Below are 14700 nucleotides of genomic sequence, written 5' to 3'. Positions count from 1 at the left end.
CATGCCGTGCATCCGCAAGTCTGCCCTCGCCGCGCTCGCCCTGACCGCCAGCTTCGCCACCCAGTCGGCCTTCGCCCAGGAGTCGCCGACCCTCAAGAAGATCAAGGACAGCGGCACCATCGCGCTGGGCCACCGGGAGTCCTCCATCCCCTTCTCCTATTACGACGACAAGCAGCAGGTCGTCGGCTACAGCCAGGAGCTGATGCTCAAGGTGGTCGATGCAGTCAAGGCCAACCTCAAGCTCAACACCCTGCAGGTCAAGCTTCTGCCAGTCACCGCCCAGAACCGCATTCCCCTCATCCAGAACGGCACCATCGACATCGAGTGTGGCTCCACCACCCATAACGCCGAGCGGGCCCGCCAGGTCGCCTTCTCCAACACCCTCTTCATCATCGGCACCCGCCTGATGACCAAGAAGGAGTCCGGCATCAAGGACTTCCCCGATCTCGCCGGCAAGAATGTGGTGACCACCGCCGGCACCACCTCCGAGCGCCTGATCCGCAAGATGAACGAGGACAAGAAGCTCGGCATGAACATCATCTCCGCCAAGGACCACGGCGAAGCCTTCCTGACCCTGGAGACCGGCCGCGCCGTCGCCTTCATGATGGATGACGCCCTCCTCTACGGTGAAATGGCCAAGGCCAAGCGCCCTGCCGACTGGGTCGTCACCGGCACGCCGCAGAGCTTCGAGGCCTATGGCTGCATGTTCCGCAAGGACGACCCCGGCTTCAAGAAGCTCGTCGATGCCACCCTCGCCAAGGCCATGACCTCCGGCGAGGCCGAAGCGATCTACAAGAAGTGGTTCACCCAGCCCATCCCGCCCAAGGGTCTGAACCTCAACTTCCCGCTCTCCGACGCCATGATCAAGCTCTACAAGGCCCCCAACGACAAGCCTTTCGACTGAAAACCACAGGGGCGAGTGCCTTCGCCCTCTGTCGCATGTATTGATGTCCGCGGGCGGATGAGTTCGCCCCTACGGCAGTAGCGGAGCGGCACCGTTCCAGCGCCTGCCCAGCAACGCGCCCCGAAAGGAACCCTTCCATGGGCTACCAATGGAACTGGAGCATCTTCGGCAGTACGGTCCCCACCGGTGAAACCACCTACCTCGTCTGGCTGCTGTCGGGCCTGCAGACGACGATCCTGCTGTCCCTGTCGGCCTGGCTGCTGGCCCTCGCGCTGGGGAGCCTGACGGGCGTGCTGCGTACCGTGCCCAGCAAGCCGCTGTCGACCCTGGCCAGCGCCTATGTGGAGCTGTTCCGCAACATCCCGCTGCTGGTGCAGCTCTTCATCTGGTATTTCGTGCTGCCCGAGATCCTGCCTTTCGGGCTCGGCGATGCCTTCAAGCAGCAGCTTTCGCCCCTGACCCAGCAATTCCTGTCGGCCATGCTGTGCCTGGCCTTCTTCACCAGCGCCCGCGTCGCCGAGCAGGTCCGTGCCGGCATCAACGCCCTGCCCCGCGGCCAGCGGGCCGCCGGCCTCGCCCTCGGCTTCACGCTGCCGCAGACCTACCGCCACGTGCTGCTGCCAATGGCTTTCCGCCTCATCGTGCCGCCCCTCACCTCCGAGTGCCTCAACATCTTCAAGAACTCGGCGGTGTGCTCGACCATCGGCCTGCTCGAACTGGCTGCCCAGGGCCGCCAGCTGGTGGACTACACCGCCCAACCCTACGAGTCCTTCATCGCCATCACCCTGCTGTATCTCGTCATCAATGTGGTGGTGATGGGGCTGATGCGCATCGTCGAAGCCCGCGCGCGGGTGCCCGGCTACCTGGGGAGCAAGTGAGATGTACGAGTTCGACTGGTCCTCGATTCCCGGCGCCCTGCCCTTCCTGTGGGAAGGCATGAAGGTCTCCCTGGAGATCACCGCCTGCGCGGTGCTGTTCGGCATCGCCTGGGGAACACTGCTGGCGATGGCCCGCCTGGCCGCCATCAAGCCACTGACCTGGCTGGCCGCGGGCTATGTCAATCTATTCCGCGCCATCCCCCTGGTGATGGTGCTGTTGTGGTTCTTCCTGATCGTGCCCCAGGTGTTGCGCGGCGTCTTCAACCTGAGCGCCACCACCGACGTACGCCTGGCTTCGGCGCTGGTGGGCTTTGCGCTGTTCGAGGCGGCCTACTACTCGGAAATCATCCGCGCCGGCATCCAGTCGGTACCCAAAGGGCAGGTCGCCGCCGCCGCCGCCCTCGGCATGACCTACGCCCAGGCGATGCGCTTGGTCGTGCTGCCGCAGGCCTTCCGCAACATGGTGCCGCTGCTGCTGACCCAGGCCATCGTGCTGTTCCAGGATACCTCCCTGGTGTACGTCTCGGCGCTGGCCGACTTCTTCGGCGTCGCCTACAAGGTCGGCGACCGGGACGGGCGGCTGGTTGAGCTGCTGCTGTTCGCCGGCGCCGTCTATTTCCTGATCTGCTTCGCGGCCTCCCAGGCGGTCCGCCATTACCAGAAAAAGCTCAATGCCCATGGGGCACACTGATTCCCGGAGTCCGAGATGATTTCCATCCAGAACGTTTCCAAGCACTACGGCACTTTCCAGGTGCTGACCGATTGCTCCACCGAGGTGAACAAAGGCGAGGTGATCGTCGTCTGCGGGCCGTCGGGCTCAGGCAAGTCCACCCTGATCAAGTGCGTCAACGGCCTGGAGCCCTTCCAGAGCGGCACCATCACCGTCGATGGCGTCTCCGTCGGCGACCCGAAGACCAACCTGTCGAAGCTGCGCAGCCGCGTCGGCATGGTCTTCCAGCACTTCGAGCTGTTCCCGCACATGAGCATCACCGACAACCTGACCATCGCCCAGGTCAAGGTGCTCGGCCGCAGCAAGGACGAGGCCACCGACAAGGGCCTCAAGCTCCTCGACCGGGTCGGCCTGAAGGCCCATGCCGCCAAGTTTCCCGGCCAGCTCTCCGGCGGCCAGCAGCAACGCGTCGCCATCGCCCGCGCGCTGGCGATGGACCCGATCTGCATGCTCTTCGACGAACCCACCTCGGCCCTCGATCCGGAAATGATCAACGAGGTCCTCGACGTGATGGTCGAGCTCGCCCAAGAAGGCATGACGATGATGTGCGTGACCCACGAGATGGGCTTCGCCCGCAAGGTTGCCAACCGCATCGTTTTCATGGACCAGGGCCAGATCGTCGAGGACGACGCCAAAGACGCCTTCTTCGGCAATCCGCGCTCCGAGCGCGCACGCCAGTTCCTCGCCAAGATCCTGACCCACTGATGTCCACTGGCATGGCACGCCCGCGCATCCACCTGCTGGCTACCGGCGGCACCATCGCCGGCGAAGCCGATCCTGCCGGCGACGGCGCGCGCTACCGGGCCGGCGTACGCCCGGTGGAGCAACTGCTGGCGGCCGTCCCCGGCCTGGACGCCACCGCCGAGCTGAGCGCCGAGCAGATCCTGGCCCTCGACAGCAAGGACATGACACCGGCCGACTGGCTGACGATTCTCGCCGCCACCCGCCGTGCGCTGGCCGATACGACCATAGCCGGCATCGTGATCCTGCACGGCACCGACACGCTGGAAGAGACCGCCTACTTCCTGCACCTCACGCTGCCCGGCGACAAGCCGGTGGTGCTGACCGGCGCCATGCGCCCGGCCGACCACCCCGAAGCCGACGGACCCGCCAACCTGCGTGCCGCCGTGTGCCTGGCCGCCAGTCCGAGCGCGCAGGGCAAGGGCGTGCTGGCGGTAATGAACCGGACCGCCTACCCGGCGCGCTGGCTCTGCAAGGCCCGCACCCATGGGCTGGATGCCTTCGAGTCGGCAAGGCCATGGACCGACGGCCGCCCCGACGGGCGCTGCGCCGATCTGAGCCCGGCCACGCTGCCGCGGGTGGATCTGCTGATGGGCTATGCCGGCGCGCCGCCGGAGCTGGTGGATGCCTGTGTTGCCGGCGGCGCCCGCGGCCTGGTGCTGGCCCTCACCGGCCATGGCAGCGTGCCGGCCGCCTGGCAGCCAGCCCTCGCCCGGGCCCGCGGACACGGCGTGGCGATCCTGCGCGCCAGCCGCTGCGCCGGCCCGGTGGATCACAACGCCAATGCCGACGACGACCGCGAAGGCTGGCTCACCGCCGGCGACCTGCCTCCCGCCAAGGCCCGCATCGCGCTGATGCTGGCCCTCGCCCGCGGCGGCGAAGCGCAGAGTTTTCTGCAGCTGGAAGAATGATCCGGTGGCGCCGCGGAATCATTGAGTGGCGTGACAAAAAGCTTTTGACGCACCACCCGATCATCGGAGCATATGACAAAGATTTTTTGTCATACGAAAAATCCTTTTTTTCATATGAAGAACAGGATTTTTCACACCGAAAACCCATCCGGCGGCATGACGGATTTTTTGCGTCACGCCGCCGGAGCCGTGGGGCACATGAAAAAATCGCCGGGCGGCGTGACAAAGGATTTTTGGCACACCGCCCGATCACCCGGTGGTGTCGCCCAAGCTTTCCGTCATGTGAAAAACGGCGTTTTCCATATGGAAAAAAGTTTTTTTCACGGGAAATAATCATTCCGCCGGCACGCCCGCGCCGGCCCGCAAGACGCCCCGCGATCAGGACGTCGCGCCGCGCCCCTTGCGGGTAAAGGCCACGCGGGCCTCCTCCAGCACCTGGGCCAGCTCCTCGCGGGCCTCCAGGGACGACTGGATCAGCTTGTGCTCGTCGTGGCCGATGGCCTGCTGCCGCGCCAGCACCTCGGCGTCGTGGCGGGCGAAGCGGTTCACCATCTGCTCCGCCAGCGCCGGCGGTTCGTTGAGCAGCTCCAGCGTCCACTTGGCCATTTCCAGGCTGGACGGCAAGGCCTCGCGGATCTGCCGCTCGATGCCCAGGTCCATCAGACGGCTGGCGTGGAAGCGGTTGCGCGCCCGCGCCACGATCTGCACATGGGGGAAATGCTTGCGCACCAGCTCCGCAGTGCGCAGGGAAGCCTCAACATCGTCGATCGCCAGCACGAAGACCTTGGCCTGCCCCACCTGCGCCGCATGCAGCAGATCCAGGTGGGCTGCATCGCCGTAAAAGACCTTCAGACCGAAGCGACGTACCGTATCCACCTGGCCCGCATCGGAATCCAGCGCCGTGAAGCTGACGCCCCGCGCCAGCAAAAGACGCCCGACGATCTGGCCGACCCGCCCGAAACCGGCGATCACCACCTCGCTGCCATCCTCCGGCATCTCGTCGAAAGCACGGGGCGGAACGTTTTTCTTGTCGGCCCGGGCCAGCCAGTCACCGAACATCAATAGCAGCGGCGATACCGCCATCGACAGGGCCACCACCAGGGTCAGCTTGTCGGCCTGCACTTCGCCGAGGACGCGGAAAGACTGGGCCGCATCGAACAGCACGAAGGCGAATTCCCCGCCCTGGGCCAGGGCCAGGGCCAGCAGGCGCGCATCCCCCGTCGTGCCACCGACCAGGCGCCGCAACACAAACAGCACCACGCCTTTCACGACGATCAACCCGGCGGTGAGCTGGGCGATCTGCCACGGAAACTTGACCAGCAGATCGAGATTGGTGGACATCCCGACGGCCATGAAGAACAAGCCGAGCAGCAACCCCTGGAAGGGCGCGATGGCCGCTTCCAGTTCATGACGGAACTCTGAATCGGCCAGCAGCACGCCGGCCACGAAAGCGCCCAGGGACATGGACAGGCCGCCGGCCTGCATCAGCAGCGCCAGGCCCAGCACCGTCGCCAGCGCGGCGGCGGTGAACATCTCCCGGCTGTTCACCCGCGCCACGTGGCGGAACAGCATGTCCAGCGTCGGCCGGCCGATCACCGCCACTACCGCCAGCAAACCGAGGCCGACCGCCGGATGGGTCAGCGCCGTCGGCCGCCCGGTGCCGAACAGCGGGATCAGGGCCAGCAGCGGAATGACGGACAGATCCTGAAACAACAAAATCGCGAAAGCTTCCCGCCCATGACGGGTGGAAAGTTCACGCCGCTCGGCGAGGGTCGGCAACACGAAGGCCGTCGAGGACAAGGCCAGGATGATCCCCACCACCGTCGCCGCCGGCCACGACAGGCCCAGATAACGTCCGGCACCGGCAAGCGCCGCCGCCACCCCGAACAGCTGCAATGCCCCCAGCCCGAATACCGATCGCCGCAGGGCCCACAGCCGCGAGGGCTTCAGTTCCAGCCCGATGACGAAAAGCAGCAACACCACCCCCAGTTCGGCCGTGTGGAGCAGGTTGTCCGGATCGCGCACCAGCTTCACGCCGAACGGCCCGATCAACACCCCCACCGCCAGATAGCCCAGCACCGTGCCCAGCCCGGCCCGCTTGAAGATGGGAACGAGCAGCACGGAGGCCAGCAGCAGGGCAGCGAAAGTGGTCAGAGATTGCATGGCGGGGAGATAGCGACAACAAGAAATCCAAGTCTCTCACAAACGGATGTCCGGAGCGCCAGCGGAAGAAACTGGAAACAATATGAGCCAATCCAATGAATTTGCAGTACACAATAAATTCAATATTTTTGTCAGAAAAATTTACATCTTCATCTGCGCTTGAAGTACTCCCCCCTGAGCACTCTCGCGCGAAGCCTTGAACAGACTCGATATATGACAAAAAAATCAAAATTGGCACAATTAATGCACCAAGACGAGAGCAAGACAAGTATTTCGTGTTTGACATCGGAAAGTCCTTAAAAAACGCCAACTGGCTTCTTTAATATGGACGGAGGGCATCATGAAAAACCATCATGCAAATATTGCACGTCTTACTGGCGCACTGGCTCTCGCTTTCTCTGCTTCAGTACAGGCCACGCTCGTTAACGGTATTGTTGATACATGGACTGTCGATGTTTCGACGGTTTTTGACACATCAACCATTTGCGATAGCAATAATGACTGTACTTCCCCTACCGGGGTGACCGTTGTAAACAACCAAAGCTTGCGCTGGGGTGACAGCACGGGCTTTGGGCAGAGTGGTCTCGACATCTCCGCGTCACCAAGCAGCACGAACGTCGCCACGAATGGCGCAGCCATCAACAACGTGGCGATCACCCACCTCAACCGCCCAATCACCGGCACTACGCTGAAGTCGCTGGATATTCTGTCCACTCTGATTCTCACCCCGTTCGCCCCTCCAGGTGGCGCTATGGCGCCTGCCTTGATCTCATTCAAGGTGCATTACCTTGAAACGCCCAATGGTGCGAGTCCCTGCGCGGATGGCGGAGCGAACGGTAGCGGAGTCAATTCAGCTGGGTGCGCCGATATCTATGTCACCGACGCTCAGTCTCTGAATTTCAAATTCAACTACGATCTGGATGGCCCGGGAGGACCTCTCCAGAATCAGGAATATTTCATCAGTTTCTTCGAGTCAACACATGGCTTGAACGCACTTTCGGCTGCTGCGTGCGGAGCAGTTGGAGTTGCGGCGCCTTGTCTCGGCTTTGAAACCCCCGAAGGCGCCGATACAACGGTCCATTTTGCCGCACTGATTACCACGGAGCCCGTAACGATCAAGGTTCCGGAACCTTCAACGCTGCTCCTTGGGGGGCTCGGCATTGCGGGGCTTGCTCGGGTCAGGCGAAACAGTCACGGGTAAAGCACGGATTTTATTGCCGGGGCCTCTCGCCCCGGTTTTTCTCTGCAGTTTCCCCGCAGCCCTACAGCCCTACAGCCCCGGATCCTCACCGCCCCCCGCCAGCGCGGCATCGACCACCCGACGCGTCAGGTGCGGCGCAAAGCACTCGATGAACGCATATATATATCCGCGCAGCCAGGCGTTCCGGCGCAGACCGATGCGCGTCGTACTCGAGGCGAACAGGTGCGCGGCATCCAGCATGCCCAGTTCCCTGTCCGCCACCGGGTCGTACGCCATCCTGGCGATGATGCCGACACCGAGCCCCATCGCCACGTAGGTCTTGATCACATCCGAGTCGATGGCGGTCAGGACAACGTTGGGTTTCAGGCCCCGGCCGGTAAACGCCTCGTTGATGCGGTTGCGGCCGGTGAAGGCGAAATCGTAGGTCACCAGCGGATAGCGGGCGATGGCCTCCAGCGTCAGCGGCTGCGTGGCCAGGATCGGGTGCCGCAGCGGCGCAACGACGCAGCGATTCCACTGGTAGCAGGGCAGCATCACGATGTCCTCGTGCTCGGCGATCGCCTCGGTGGCGATGGCGATGTCGGCCACCCCCGACAGCACGTACTCGCACACCTGGCGCGGATTGCCCTGATGGAAGGACAGACGCACGTTCGGATAGCGCGTCATGAAGGCCTGCACCACCGGCGGCAGCGCATAGCGGGCCTGGGTATGTGTAAAGGCAATCGACAAACTGCCGGTCGCCTCGTTGCTGAACTCGGCGCCGACTTCACGCAGGTTGTCCACTTCCTGCAGAATGCGACCCACGATGGTCAGCACCTGCCTGCCGGGTTCAGAGATATCCACCAGGCGCTTGCCATGGCGCACGAAGATCTCGACCCCCAGCTCCTCCTCGAGCACGCGGATCTGCTTCGACACCCCGGGCTGGGACGTAAACAGGGCCTCGGCGGCCTCCGACACGTTGAGTCCGTGGCGGGCCACCTCGAATACATAGCGCAACTGCTGAATGTTCATCGTCGCAGCGATTCCGTGGAAGAACCTCGAAATCCGATTATAGAACTTTAAGTTCTAAAGGTTTAACCCGGAACACCTTCTTTGCTCTAAAAACACGTTCTACGATGCGCCGCACAAGGAATTTGGGCTTATCATGAGTATCGCTTACACGATTGCCGGCTTCGCGGTGGGAGCCATCGTCGGCCTGACAGGCGTAGGCGGCGGGTCCTTGATGACACCGCTGCTGGTGCTGCTGTTCGGCATCAACCCGTCGGTAGCCGTCGGGACCGACCTGCTCTACGCCGCCGTCACCAAGGCCGGTGGAACCGTCGCCCACGGCATGAAGGGCACGGTGGACTGGACGGTGACGCGCCGCCTGGCTACCGGCAGCATTCCGGCGGCGACAATCACCCTGCTGCTGCTCGGTTACTTCGCACCTGGCGGCATCGGTGGCGCTGCCAGCCTGATCAAGGTTTCGCTGGGTGTGGCCCTGCTCCTCACCGCCGTGGCGATCGTGTTTCGCAAGCAGATCCAGGCCTACGCCCTGAAGCAGTCCGGCGGCCAGGAAAATCCGCAGCGCACCAAGCTGCTGACCATCCTGACCGGCGCAGTGCTGGGCATTCTGGTGTCGATCTCGTCGGTGGGTGCCGGCGCCCTGGGCGTCAGCGCCCTGTTCTTTTTGTACCCGCGGCTGGCGACCTTGCGTATCGTCGGCAGCGACATCGCCCACGCGGTGCCCCTGACGCTGGTGGCCGGCATCGGCCACTGGTTCCTCGGCAGCGTCGACTGGGCCTTGCTGGGCAGCCTGCTGATCGGCTCCCTGCCGGGTATCTGGCTGGGAAGCCACATTTCCACCCGGATCCCCGACCGGGTGCTGCGTCCGATTCTGGCAACCATGCTGGTCTTGGTGGGCAGCAAGTTGATTGCGGCCTGACCGGGCTTACGAACAAACCAGGAAAACGAAATGTACCGTTACGACCCCTACGACCAGAAGATCGTCGACGAGCGCGTCGCCCAGTTCCGCGACCAGACCCGTCGCTACCTGGCCGGCGAGCTGACCGATGACGAATTCCGTCCCCTGCGTCTGCAAAATGGCCTGTACGTGCAGCGCCATGCGCCGATGCTGCGGGTTGCCGTGCCCTACGGCCTGCTGTCGTCCACCCAGGTCCGCAAGCTCGCCCACATCGCCCGTACGTACGACAAGGGCTACGCCCACATCACCACCCGCCAGAACGTGCAGTTCAACTGGCCCGAGCTGAAGATCGTGCCGGAAATCCTGGCCGAGCTGGCGGGCGTGGAAATGCACGCCATCCAGACCTCCGGCGCGTGCATCCGCAACATCACCTCCGACCCCTTCGCCGGCGTGGCCGGCGACGAGTACCTCGACCCGCGCCCGTGGTGCGAGGTGCTGCGCCAGTGGAGCACCTTCCACCCGGAATTCGCCTTCCTGCCGCGCAAGTTCAAGATCGCCGTGAACGGTGCTCATCAAGACCGCGCGGTCATCCAGTGCCACGACATCGGCCTTGAGCTGAAGCGCGATGCGGCCGGCGAGATCGGCTTCCGCGTGCTGGTCGGCGGCGGCATGGGCCGCACCCCGATCATCGGTGAAGAGATCAACGCTTTCGTGCCCTGGCAGCACATCATCACTTACAACGAGGCGATCCTGCGGGTCTATAACCGCCATGGCCGCCGCGACAACCTCTACAAGGCGCGCATCAAGATCCTCGTCAAGGCCCTCGGCGTTGCCGAGTTCAAGCGCCAGGTCGAGGAAGAATGGGCCTTCGGGAAGGACGGCGCCAACACCCTGACCGAAGCCGAAGTAGCCCGCGTCGCTGCCCACTTCACGACGCCCGCCTACGAGACCCTGCCGGGCGAGGACGCCGGCTACGCCAGCCAGCGCGCCGCCAACACCGCCTTTGCCGCATGGGCCCGCCGCAACGTGCTGGCCCACAAGGTGCCCGGCTACGCGATCGTCGTGCTGTCCCTGAAGAACCCAGCCACGGCGCCCGGCGACATCACCGCCGAGCAGCTCGACCTGGTCGCCGAATGGGCCGACATCTACAGCTTCGGCGAAGTGCGCGCCACCCACGAACAGAATCTGGTGCTGGCCGACGTCAAGCAGGCCGACCTCTTCGCGCTGTGGGAAAAGGCCCGCGCCGCCGGCCTGGCGACGCCGACCTTCGGCCTGCTGACCGACATCATCTGCTGCCCGGGCGGCGACTTCTGCGCGCTCGCCAATGCCAAGTCGATCCCCATCGCCAACGCGATCCAGGCCCGCTTCGATGACCTCGACTACCTCTACGACATCGGCGACCTCGAACTCAATATCTCCGGCTGCATGAACTCCTGCGGCCACCACCACGTCGGCCACATCGGCATCCTCGGCGTCGACAAGAACGGCGAGGAGTGGTACCAGGTCAGCCTCGGCGGCGCCCAGGGCAACCACACCAGCATCGGCAAGGTGATCGGCCGCTCGTTTGCCGCCGCCGAAATGCCCGACGTGATCAGCAAGATCATCGACGTCTACCGGGCCCAGCGCCTGGACGGCGAGCGCTTCATCGACACCGTCCGCCGCACCGGCCTCGACCCCTTCAAGCTCGGCGTGTATGGCGAAGCCGCGATCATCGAAAGGAAGCAACATGCCTAAGCTCATCAAGAACGGCCGCGTGATCGACGACGCCGCTCAATTCCTCGCTCTCGACGAAGGCCAGGGCCCCGAGGCGCTGAGCCTGCCCGACGGCCCGCTGTTCGTGCCCCTCGCCGTGTGGCAGGCCCACCGCGGCGCCCTCTCCGGCCGCGCCGGCCTCGGTGTGTGGCTGGACAGCAACGAGAACGTGGACGAACTCGAAGGCGACCTGGACAGCATTGGCGCCATCGCGCTCAACTTCCCCAAGTTCACCGACGGGCGTGCCTATTCTGCCGCCGCGCTGCTGCGCAGCCGCTACGGCTTCAAGGGCGAGATCCGCGCCATCGGCGACGTACTGCGCGACCAGTTCTTCTTCATGCAGCGCTGCGGCTTCGATGCCATCCAGCCAAAGGCCGGCAAGTACAGCGACGCCCAGCTGGAAGAAGCGCTGGCCAGCCTGAAGGACTTCTCGACGCCCTACCAGGCCGCCATCGACCAGCCCGAACCTCTGTTCCGCCGCGCCCAGCGCGCTGCCTGAGCGAGGAGAGATCTCGATGCATCCGAACCAGAACCCCAAGCTCGACGATCCGGTGCTGCTCGCCAGCGTGGAGGCCAAGGTCGCCCAGCTCAAGGCCGACCTGGCCGCCTGGGCCGCCGAACTGCCGGCCATCACGATGGCCAACAGCCTCGGCGCCGAGGACATGGTGCTCACCGACGTGATCGCCACCAATCAGCTGCCCATCGAGATCTTCTCGCTGGACACCGGCCGCCTGCCGCTGGAAACCTACGATCTGATGGCCGAGGTGCAGAAGCGCTACGGCCTCAAGCTGAAGTTCTTCTACCCGAACCACGAGGCTATCGAGACCTTCACGCGGGAAAACGGCATCAACGCCTTCTACGACAGCGTCGAGCTGCGCAAGGCCTGCTGCCACGCCCGCAAGGTCGAGCCGCTGGGCCGCGCGCTGGCCGGCAAACAGGCCTGGATCACCGGCCTGCGCGCCCAGCAGTCCACCACCCGCACCGACCTGCCCAAGCGCCAGTTCGACGAGGGCAATGGACTCGTCAAGTTCAACCCGCTCTCCGACTGGACCGAGAAGGAAGTGTGGGCCTACATCCGCCTCAACAAGGTTCCGTACAACGCGCTGCACGACAAGTTCTACCCGAGCATCGGCTGTGCCCCGTGCACCCGCCCGGTGTCGATCGGCGAGGACGTCCGCGCCGGCCGCTGGTGGTGGGAAAATCCGGAAACCAAGGAATGCGGCCTGCACGTCAAGAAGTGACGGGCACCCAGGAACCATAAAACGAGTAAAGCAATGTCGACGCTCACCAAACAGACCCTGAGCCATCTGGATTGGCTCGAATCCGAAGCCATCCACATCATGCGCGAAGTGGCCGGCCAGTGCAGCAACCCCGTGCTGCTGTTCTCCGGCGGCAAGGACTCCATCTGCATGCTGCGCCTGGCCGAAAAGGCCTTCCGCCCGGGCAAGTTCCCCTTCCCGCTGATGCACATCGACACCGGCCACAACTACAAGGAAGTCGTCGCGTTCCGCGACAAGCGTGCCGCCGAGTTGGGCGAGCGCCTGATCGTGCGCTCCGTCGAAGATTCCATGAAGCGCGGCACCGTCGTCCTCAAGAACGAGAACGAATCGCGCAACAAGCATCAGTCCGTGACGCTGCTGGAGGCCATTGAAGAGTTCGGCTTCGACGCCTGTATCGGCGGCGCCCGCCGCGACGAGGAAAAGGCCCGCGCCAAGGAACGCATCATGAGCTTCCGCGACGAGTTCGGCCAATGGGATCCGAAGAATCAGCGCCCCGAGCTGTGGAACCTCTACAACGCGCGCAGCCACAAGGGCGAGAACATCCGCGCCTTCCCGATCTCCAACTGGACCGAGATGGACGTGTGGCAGTACATCGAGCGCGAGAAGCTCGAGCTGCCGAGCATCTACTTCGCCCACACCCGTCCGGTGGTGATGCGTTCCGGCGCCATCGTGCCGGTCAACGTGCCACTGATGAACGGCGAACTGACCAACCTGCCCAAGCCCGGCGAAGAGATCATCGACCTGCAGGTGCGTTTCCGCACCGTCGGCGACATCTCCTGCACCGCCCCGGTGGAGTCCGACGCCGACAACGTCGAGAAGATCGTGCTCGAAACCGCCACCACCACGATCACCGAGCGCGGCGCGACGCGTCTGGACGACCAGACCAGCGAAGCCTCCATGGAACAACGCAAGAAAGAGGGTTACTTCTAAATGAGCGCCCAACACGTTGAAGACCGCGGCCTGCTGCGCTTCCTGACCTGTGGCTCGGTGGATGACGGCAAGAGCACCCTGATCGGCCGCCTGCTGTTCGACACCAAGGCCATCCTGGCCGACACCCTCACCGCCATCGAACGTACCTCCAGCAAGCGCGGCATGACCGCCGTCGACCTGTCCCTGCTCACCGACGGCCTGCAAGCCGAGCGCGAACAGGGCATCACCATCGACGTGGCCTACCGCTACTTCTCGACCGGCACCCGCAAGTACATCATCGCCGATGCGCCGGGCCACGAGCAGTACACCCGCAACATGGTGACCGCCGCCTCCACCGCGAACCTGTCGATCATCCTGATCGACGCGCGCAAAGGCGTACTGACCCAGACCCGCCGCCACAGCTACCTGACCAAGCTGGTGGGCATTCCCCACGTGGTGGTGGCCGTCAACAAGATGGACCTCGTCGATTACGACCAGGCCACCTACGACCGGATCGTTGCCGACTACAAGGCCTTTGCCGACCAGATCGGCCTCACCGACGTGCGCTTCATCCCGCTGTCAGCCCTCAACGGCGACATGATCGTGGACCGTGGCGAGCGCCTGGACTGGTACGACGGCCCGACGCTGATCGACATCCTCGAGAATGCCCCCGCCGCCCACACCGAGCAGGCCGAGAGCTTCCGCTTCCCGGTCCAGTACGTTTGCCGCCCGCAGGCCTCCGACAACCCCGAGCTGCACGACTACCGCGGCTTCATGGGCCGTGTCGAGTCCGGCGAGATCAAGGTCGGCGACAGCGTCACCGTGCTGCCCAACGGGCTGACCACCAAGGTCAAGGACATCCAGCTGTACGGCGAGTCCCTGCCCAAGGCGATCCACGAGCAGTCCGTGACCCTGCTGCTGGAAGACGAGATCGACATCTCCCGCGGCGACATGATCGTCAGCAGCGCCGAAGTGCCGGCCCAGACCAAGCAGGTCGAGGCCATCGTCTGCTGGCTGTCGGAAACCCCGCTGTCGCCGGCGCGCACCTACTGGCTGCGCCACACCACCCGCGAAGTGAAGGCCAAGGTGGCGAGCATCACCCACCGCCTGGACATCAACACGCTGGACAAGGAAGCGACGAGCACGCTGGCCATGAACGACATCGCCCGCCTGCACCTCAAGCTGGCCCAGCCGGTCTTCGCCGACAATTACACCGACTCGCGTGCCACCGGTGCCTTCATCCTGATCGACGAATCCACCAACAACACGGTGGGTGCCGGCATGATCACGGGCCTGAACACCTGAGCCGACGCGTAGATTGCATCCCC

Annotated in this window: 15 protein-coding genes; 13 read left to right on the top strand and 2 right to left on the bottom strand. The window is 64.2% G+C overall.

Annotated elements, in window-relative coordinates:
* The first annotated feature begins 1 nt into the window (after position 1).
* The 6 genes from B4920_RS00995 to B4920_RS28610 all read left to right on the top strand — a co-directional run bounded on the left by B4920_RS00995 (position 2) and on the right by B4920_RS28610 (position 4497).
* Complete coding sequence (locus B4920_RS00995) at positions 2–904, top strand: glutamate/aspartate ABC transporter substrate-binding protein (RefSeq protein ID WP_079432735.1); 903 nt, start codon at positions 2–4, stop codon at positions 902–904.
* Between the two features lie 137 nt (positions 905–1041).
* On the top strand, positions 1042–1782 hold the full coding sequence (locus tag B4920_RS00990) for an amino acid ABC transporter permease (RefSeq protein ID WP_079432734.1): 741 nt from the start codon (positions 1042–1044) through the stop codon (positions 1780–1782).
* A 1-nt stretch (position 1783) separates the two neighbouring features.
* Positions 1784–2473 (top strand): glutamate/aspartate ABC transporter permease GltK, encoded by a 690-nt coding sequence (gene gltK / locus B4920_RS00985; RefSeq protein ID WP_079432733.1) that lies wholly within the window; start codon positions 1784–1786, stop codon positions 2471–2473.
* A 15-nt stretch (positions 2474–2488) separates the two neighbouring features.
* Positions 2489–3217 (top strand): amino acid ABC transporter ATP-binding protein, encoded by a 729-nt coding sequence (locus tag B4920_RS00980; RefSeq protein ID WP_079432732.1) that lies wholly within the window; start codon positions 2489–2491, stop codon positions 3215–3217.
* Positions 3217–4164 carry an asparaginase gene (locus tag B4920_RS00975; RefSeq protein WP_254050802.1) on the top strand — a complete coding sequence of 316 codons (948 nt, stop codon included), beginning with the start codon at positions 3217–3219 and terminating at the stop codon, positions 4162–4164. The genes B4920_RS00980 and B4920_RS00975 overlap by 1 nt, the downstream gene beginning before the upstream one ends.
* 72 nt (positions 4165–4236) lie before the next feature.
* The gene (locus B4920_RS28610) at positions 4237–4497 is read left to right on the top strand and encodes a hypothetical protein (RefSeq protein WP_139379397.1); all 261 of its coding nucleotides are present in this window, start codon (positions 4237–4239) and stop codon (positions 4495–4497) included.
* 45 nt (positions 4498–4542) lie between these two features.
* Here B4920_RS28610 and B4920_RS00970 read toward each other — a convergent pair whose 3' ends face one another.
* On the bottom strand, positions 4543–6327 hold the full coding sequence (locus B4920_RS00970; protein ID WP_079432731.1) for a monovalent cation:proton antiporter-2 (CPA2) family protein: 1785 nt from the start codon (positions 6325–6327) through the stop codon (positions 4543–4545).
* A gap of 340 nt (positions 6328–6667) precedes the next feature.
* On the opposite strand from B4920_RS00970, the gene B4920_RS00965 reads away from it, so the two are divergent.
* Positions 6668–7528 (top strand): THxN family PEP-CTERM protein, encoded by an 861-nt coding sequence (locus tag B4920_RS00965; RefSeq protein WP_079432730.1) that lies wholly within the window; start codon positions 6668–6670, stop codon positions 7526–7528.
* A gap of 69 nt (positions 7529–7597) precedes the next feature.
* Here the strand turns inward: B4920_RS00965 and cysB are convergent, their stop codons facing one another.
* A complete protein-coding gene (gene cysB, locus B4920_RS00960; protein ID WP_079432729.1) occupies positions 7598–8539 on the bottom strand; it encodes an HTH-type transcriptional regulator CysB in 942 nt (313 codons plus the stop codon).
* A gap of 133 nt (positions 8540–8672) precedes the next feature.
* On the opposite strand from cysB, the gene B4920_RS00955 reads away from it, so the two are divergent.
* The 6 genes from B4920_RS00955 to cysN are packed head-to-tail and all read left to right on the top strand — an operon-like array spanning position 8673 to position 14677.
* Positions 8673–9452, top strand: coding sequence for a sulfite exporter TauE/SafE family protein (locus B4920_RS00955; RefSeq protein ID WP_079432728.1), 780 nt, complete (start codon positions 8673–8675; stop codon positions 9450–9452).
* Between the two features lie 30 nt (positions 9453–9482).
* Positions 9483–11165, top strand: coding sequence for a nitrite/sulfite reductase (locus B4920_RS00950; RefSeq protein ID WP_079432727.1), 1683 nt, complete (start codon positions 9483–9485; stop codon positions 11163–11165).
* Positions 11158–11682: a DUF934 domain-containing protein gene (locus B4920_RS00945; RefSeq protein ID WP_079432726.1), complete on the top strand. Its 525-nt coding sequence runs from the start codon at positions 11158–11160 to the stop codon at positions 11680–11682. The genes B4920_RS00950 and B4920_RS00945 overlap by 8 nt, the downstream gene beginning before the upstream one ends.
* A 16-nt stretch (positions 11683–11698) precedes the next feature.
* Positions 11699–12424, top strand: coding sequence for a phosphoadenylyl-sulfate reductase (locus tag B4920_RS00940; RefSeq protein ID WP_079432725.1), 726 nt, complete (start codon positions 11699–11701; stop codon positions 12422–12424).
* Between the two features lie 33 nt (positions 12425–12457).
* Complete coding sequence (gene cysD, locus B4920_RS00935) at positions 12458–13393, top strand: sulfate adenylyltransferase subunit CysD (protein WP_079432724.1); 936 nt, start codon at positions 12458–12460, stop codon at positions 13391–13393.
* Positions 13394–14677: a sulfate adenylyltransferase subunit CysN gene (cysN, locus tag B4920_RS00930; RefSeq protein ID WP_079432723.1), complete on the top strand. Its 1284-nt coding sequence runs from the start codon at positions 13394–13396 to the stop codon at positions 14675–14677. It abuts the gene before it with no gap.
* Positions 14678–14700: the final 23 nt, after the last annotated feature.

The sequence above is a fragment of the Zoogloea sp. LCSB751 genome, assembly GCF_002028455.1.
In the GTDB taxonomy this organism is placed as follows: Bacteria; Pseudomonadota; Gammaproteobacteria; order Burkholderiales; family Rhodocyclaceae; genus Zoogloea.
This window is presented reverse-complemented; position numbering and strand designations above follow the sequence as displayed.

What these genes read in the sequence shown, in the direction of transcription:
- cysB (WP_079432729.1), bottom strand. Translation starts at nt 8,539, where the DNA reads ATGAACATTCAGCAGTTGCGCTATGTATTCGAGGTGGCCCGCCACGGA.
- B4920_RS00990 (WP_079432734.1), top strand. Translation starts at nt 1,042, where the DNA reads ATGGGCTACCAATGGAACTGGAGCATCTTCGGCAGTACGGTCCCCACC.
- gltK (WP_079432733.1), top strand. Translation starts at nt 1,784, where the DNA reads ATGTACGAGTTCGACTGGTCCTCGATTCCCGGCGCCCTGCCCTTCCTG.
- B4920_RS00965 (WP_079432730.1), top strand. Translation starts at nt 6,668, where the DNA reads ATGAAAAACCATCATGCAAATATTGCACGTCTTACTGGCGCACTGGCT.
- B4920_RS00980 (WP_079432732.1), top strand. Translation starts at nt 2,489, where the DNA reads ATGATTTCCATCCAGAACGTTTCCAAGCACTACGGCACTTTCCAGGTG.
- B4920_RS00955 (WP_079432728.1), top strand. Translation starts at nt 8,673, where the DNA reads ATGAGTATCGCTTACACGATTGCCGGCTTCGCGGTGGGAGCCATCGTC.
- B4920_RS00950 (WP_079432727.1), top strand. Translation starts at nt 9,483, where the DNA reads ATGTACCGTTACGACCCCTACGACCAGAAGATCGTCGACGAGCGCGTC.
- B4920_RS00975 (WP_254050802.1), top strand. Translation starts at nt 3,217, where the DNA reads ATGTCCACTGGCATGGCACGCCCGCGCATCCACCTGCTGGCTACCGGC.
- cysN (WP_079432723.1), top strand. Translation starts at nt 13,394, where the DNA reads ATGAGCGCCCAACACGTTGAAGACCGCGGCCTGCTGCGCTTCCTGACC.
- B4920_RS00940 (WP_079432725.1), top strand. Translation starts at nt 11,699, where the DNA reads ATGCATCCGAACCAGAACCCCAAGCTCGACGATCCGGTGCTGCTCGCC.
- B4920_RS00995 (WP_079432735.1), top strand. Translation starts at nt 2, where the DNA reads ATGCCGTGCATCCGCAAGTCTGCCCTCGCCGCGCTCGCCCTGACCGCC.
- cysD (WP_079432724.1), top strand. Translation starts at nt 12,458, where the DNA reads ATGTCGACGCTCACCAAACAGACCCTGAGCCATCTGGATTGGCTCGAA.
- B4920_RS00945 (WP_079432726.1), top strand. Translation starts at nt 11,158, where the DNA reads ATGCCTAAGCTCATCAAGAACGGCCGCGTGATCGACGACGCCGCTCAA.
- B4920_RS00970 (WP_079432731.1), bottom strand. Translation starts at nt 6,327, where the DNA reads ATGCAATCTCTGACCACTTTCGCTGCCCTGCTGCTGGCCTCCGTGCTG.
- B4920_RS28610 (WP_139379397.1), top strand. Translation starts at nt 4,237, where the DNA reads ATGACAAAGATTTTTTGTCATACGAAAAATCCTTTTTTTCATATGAAG.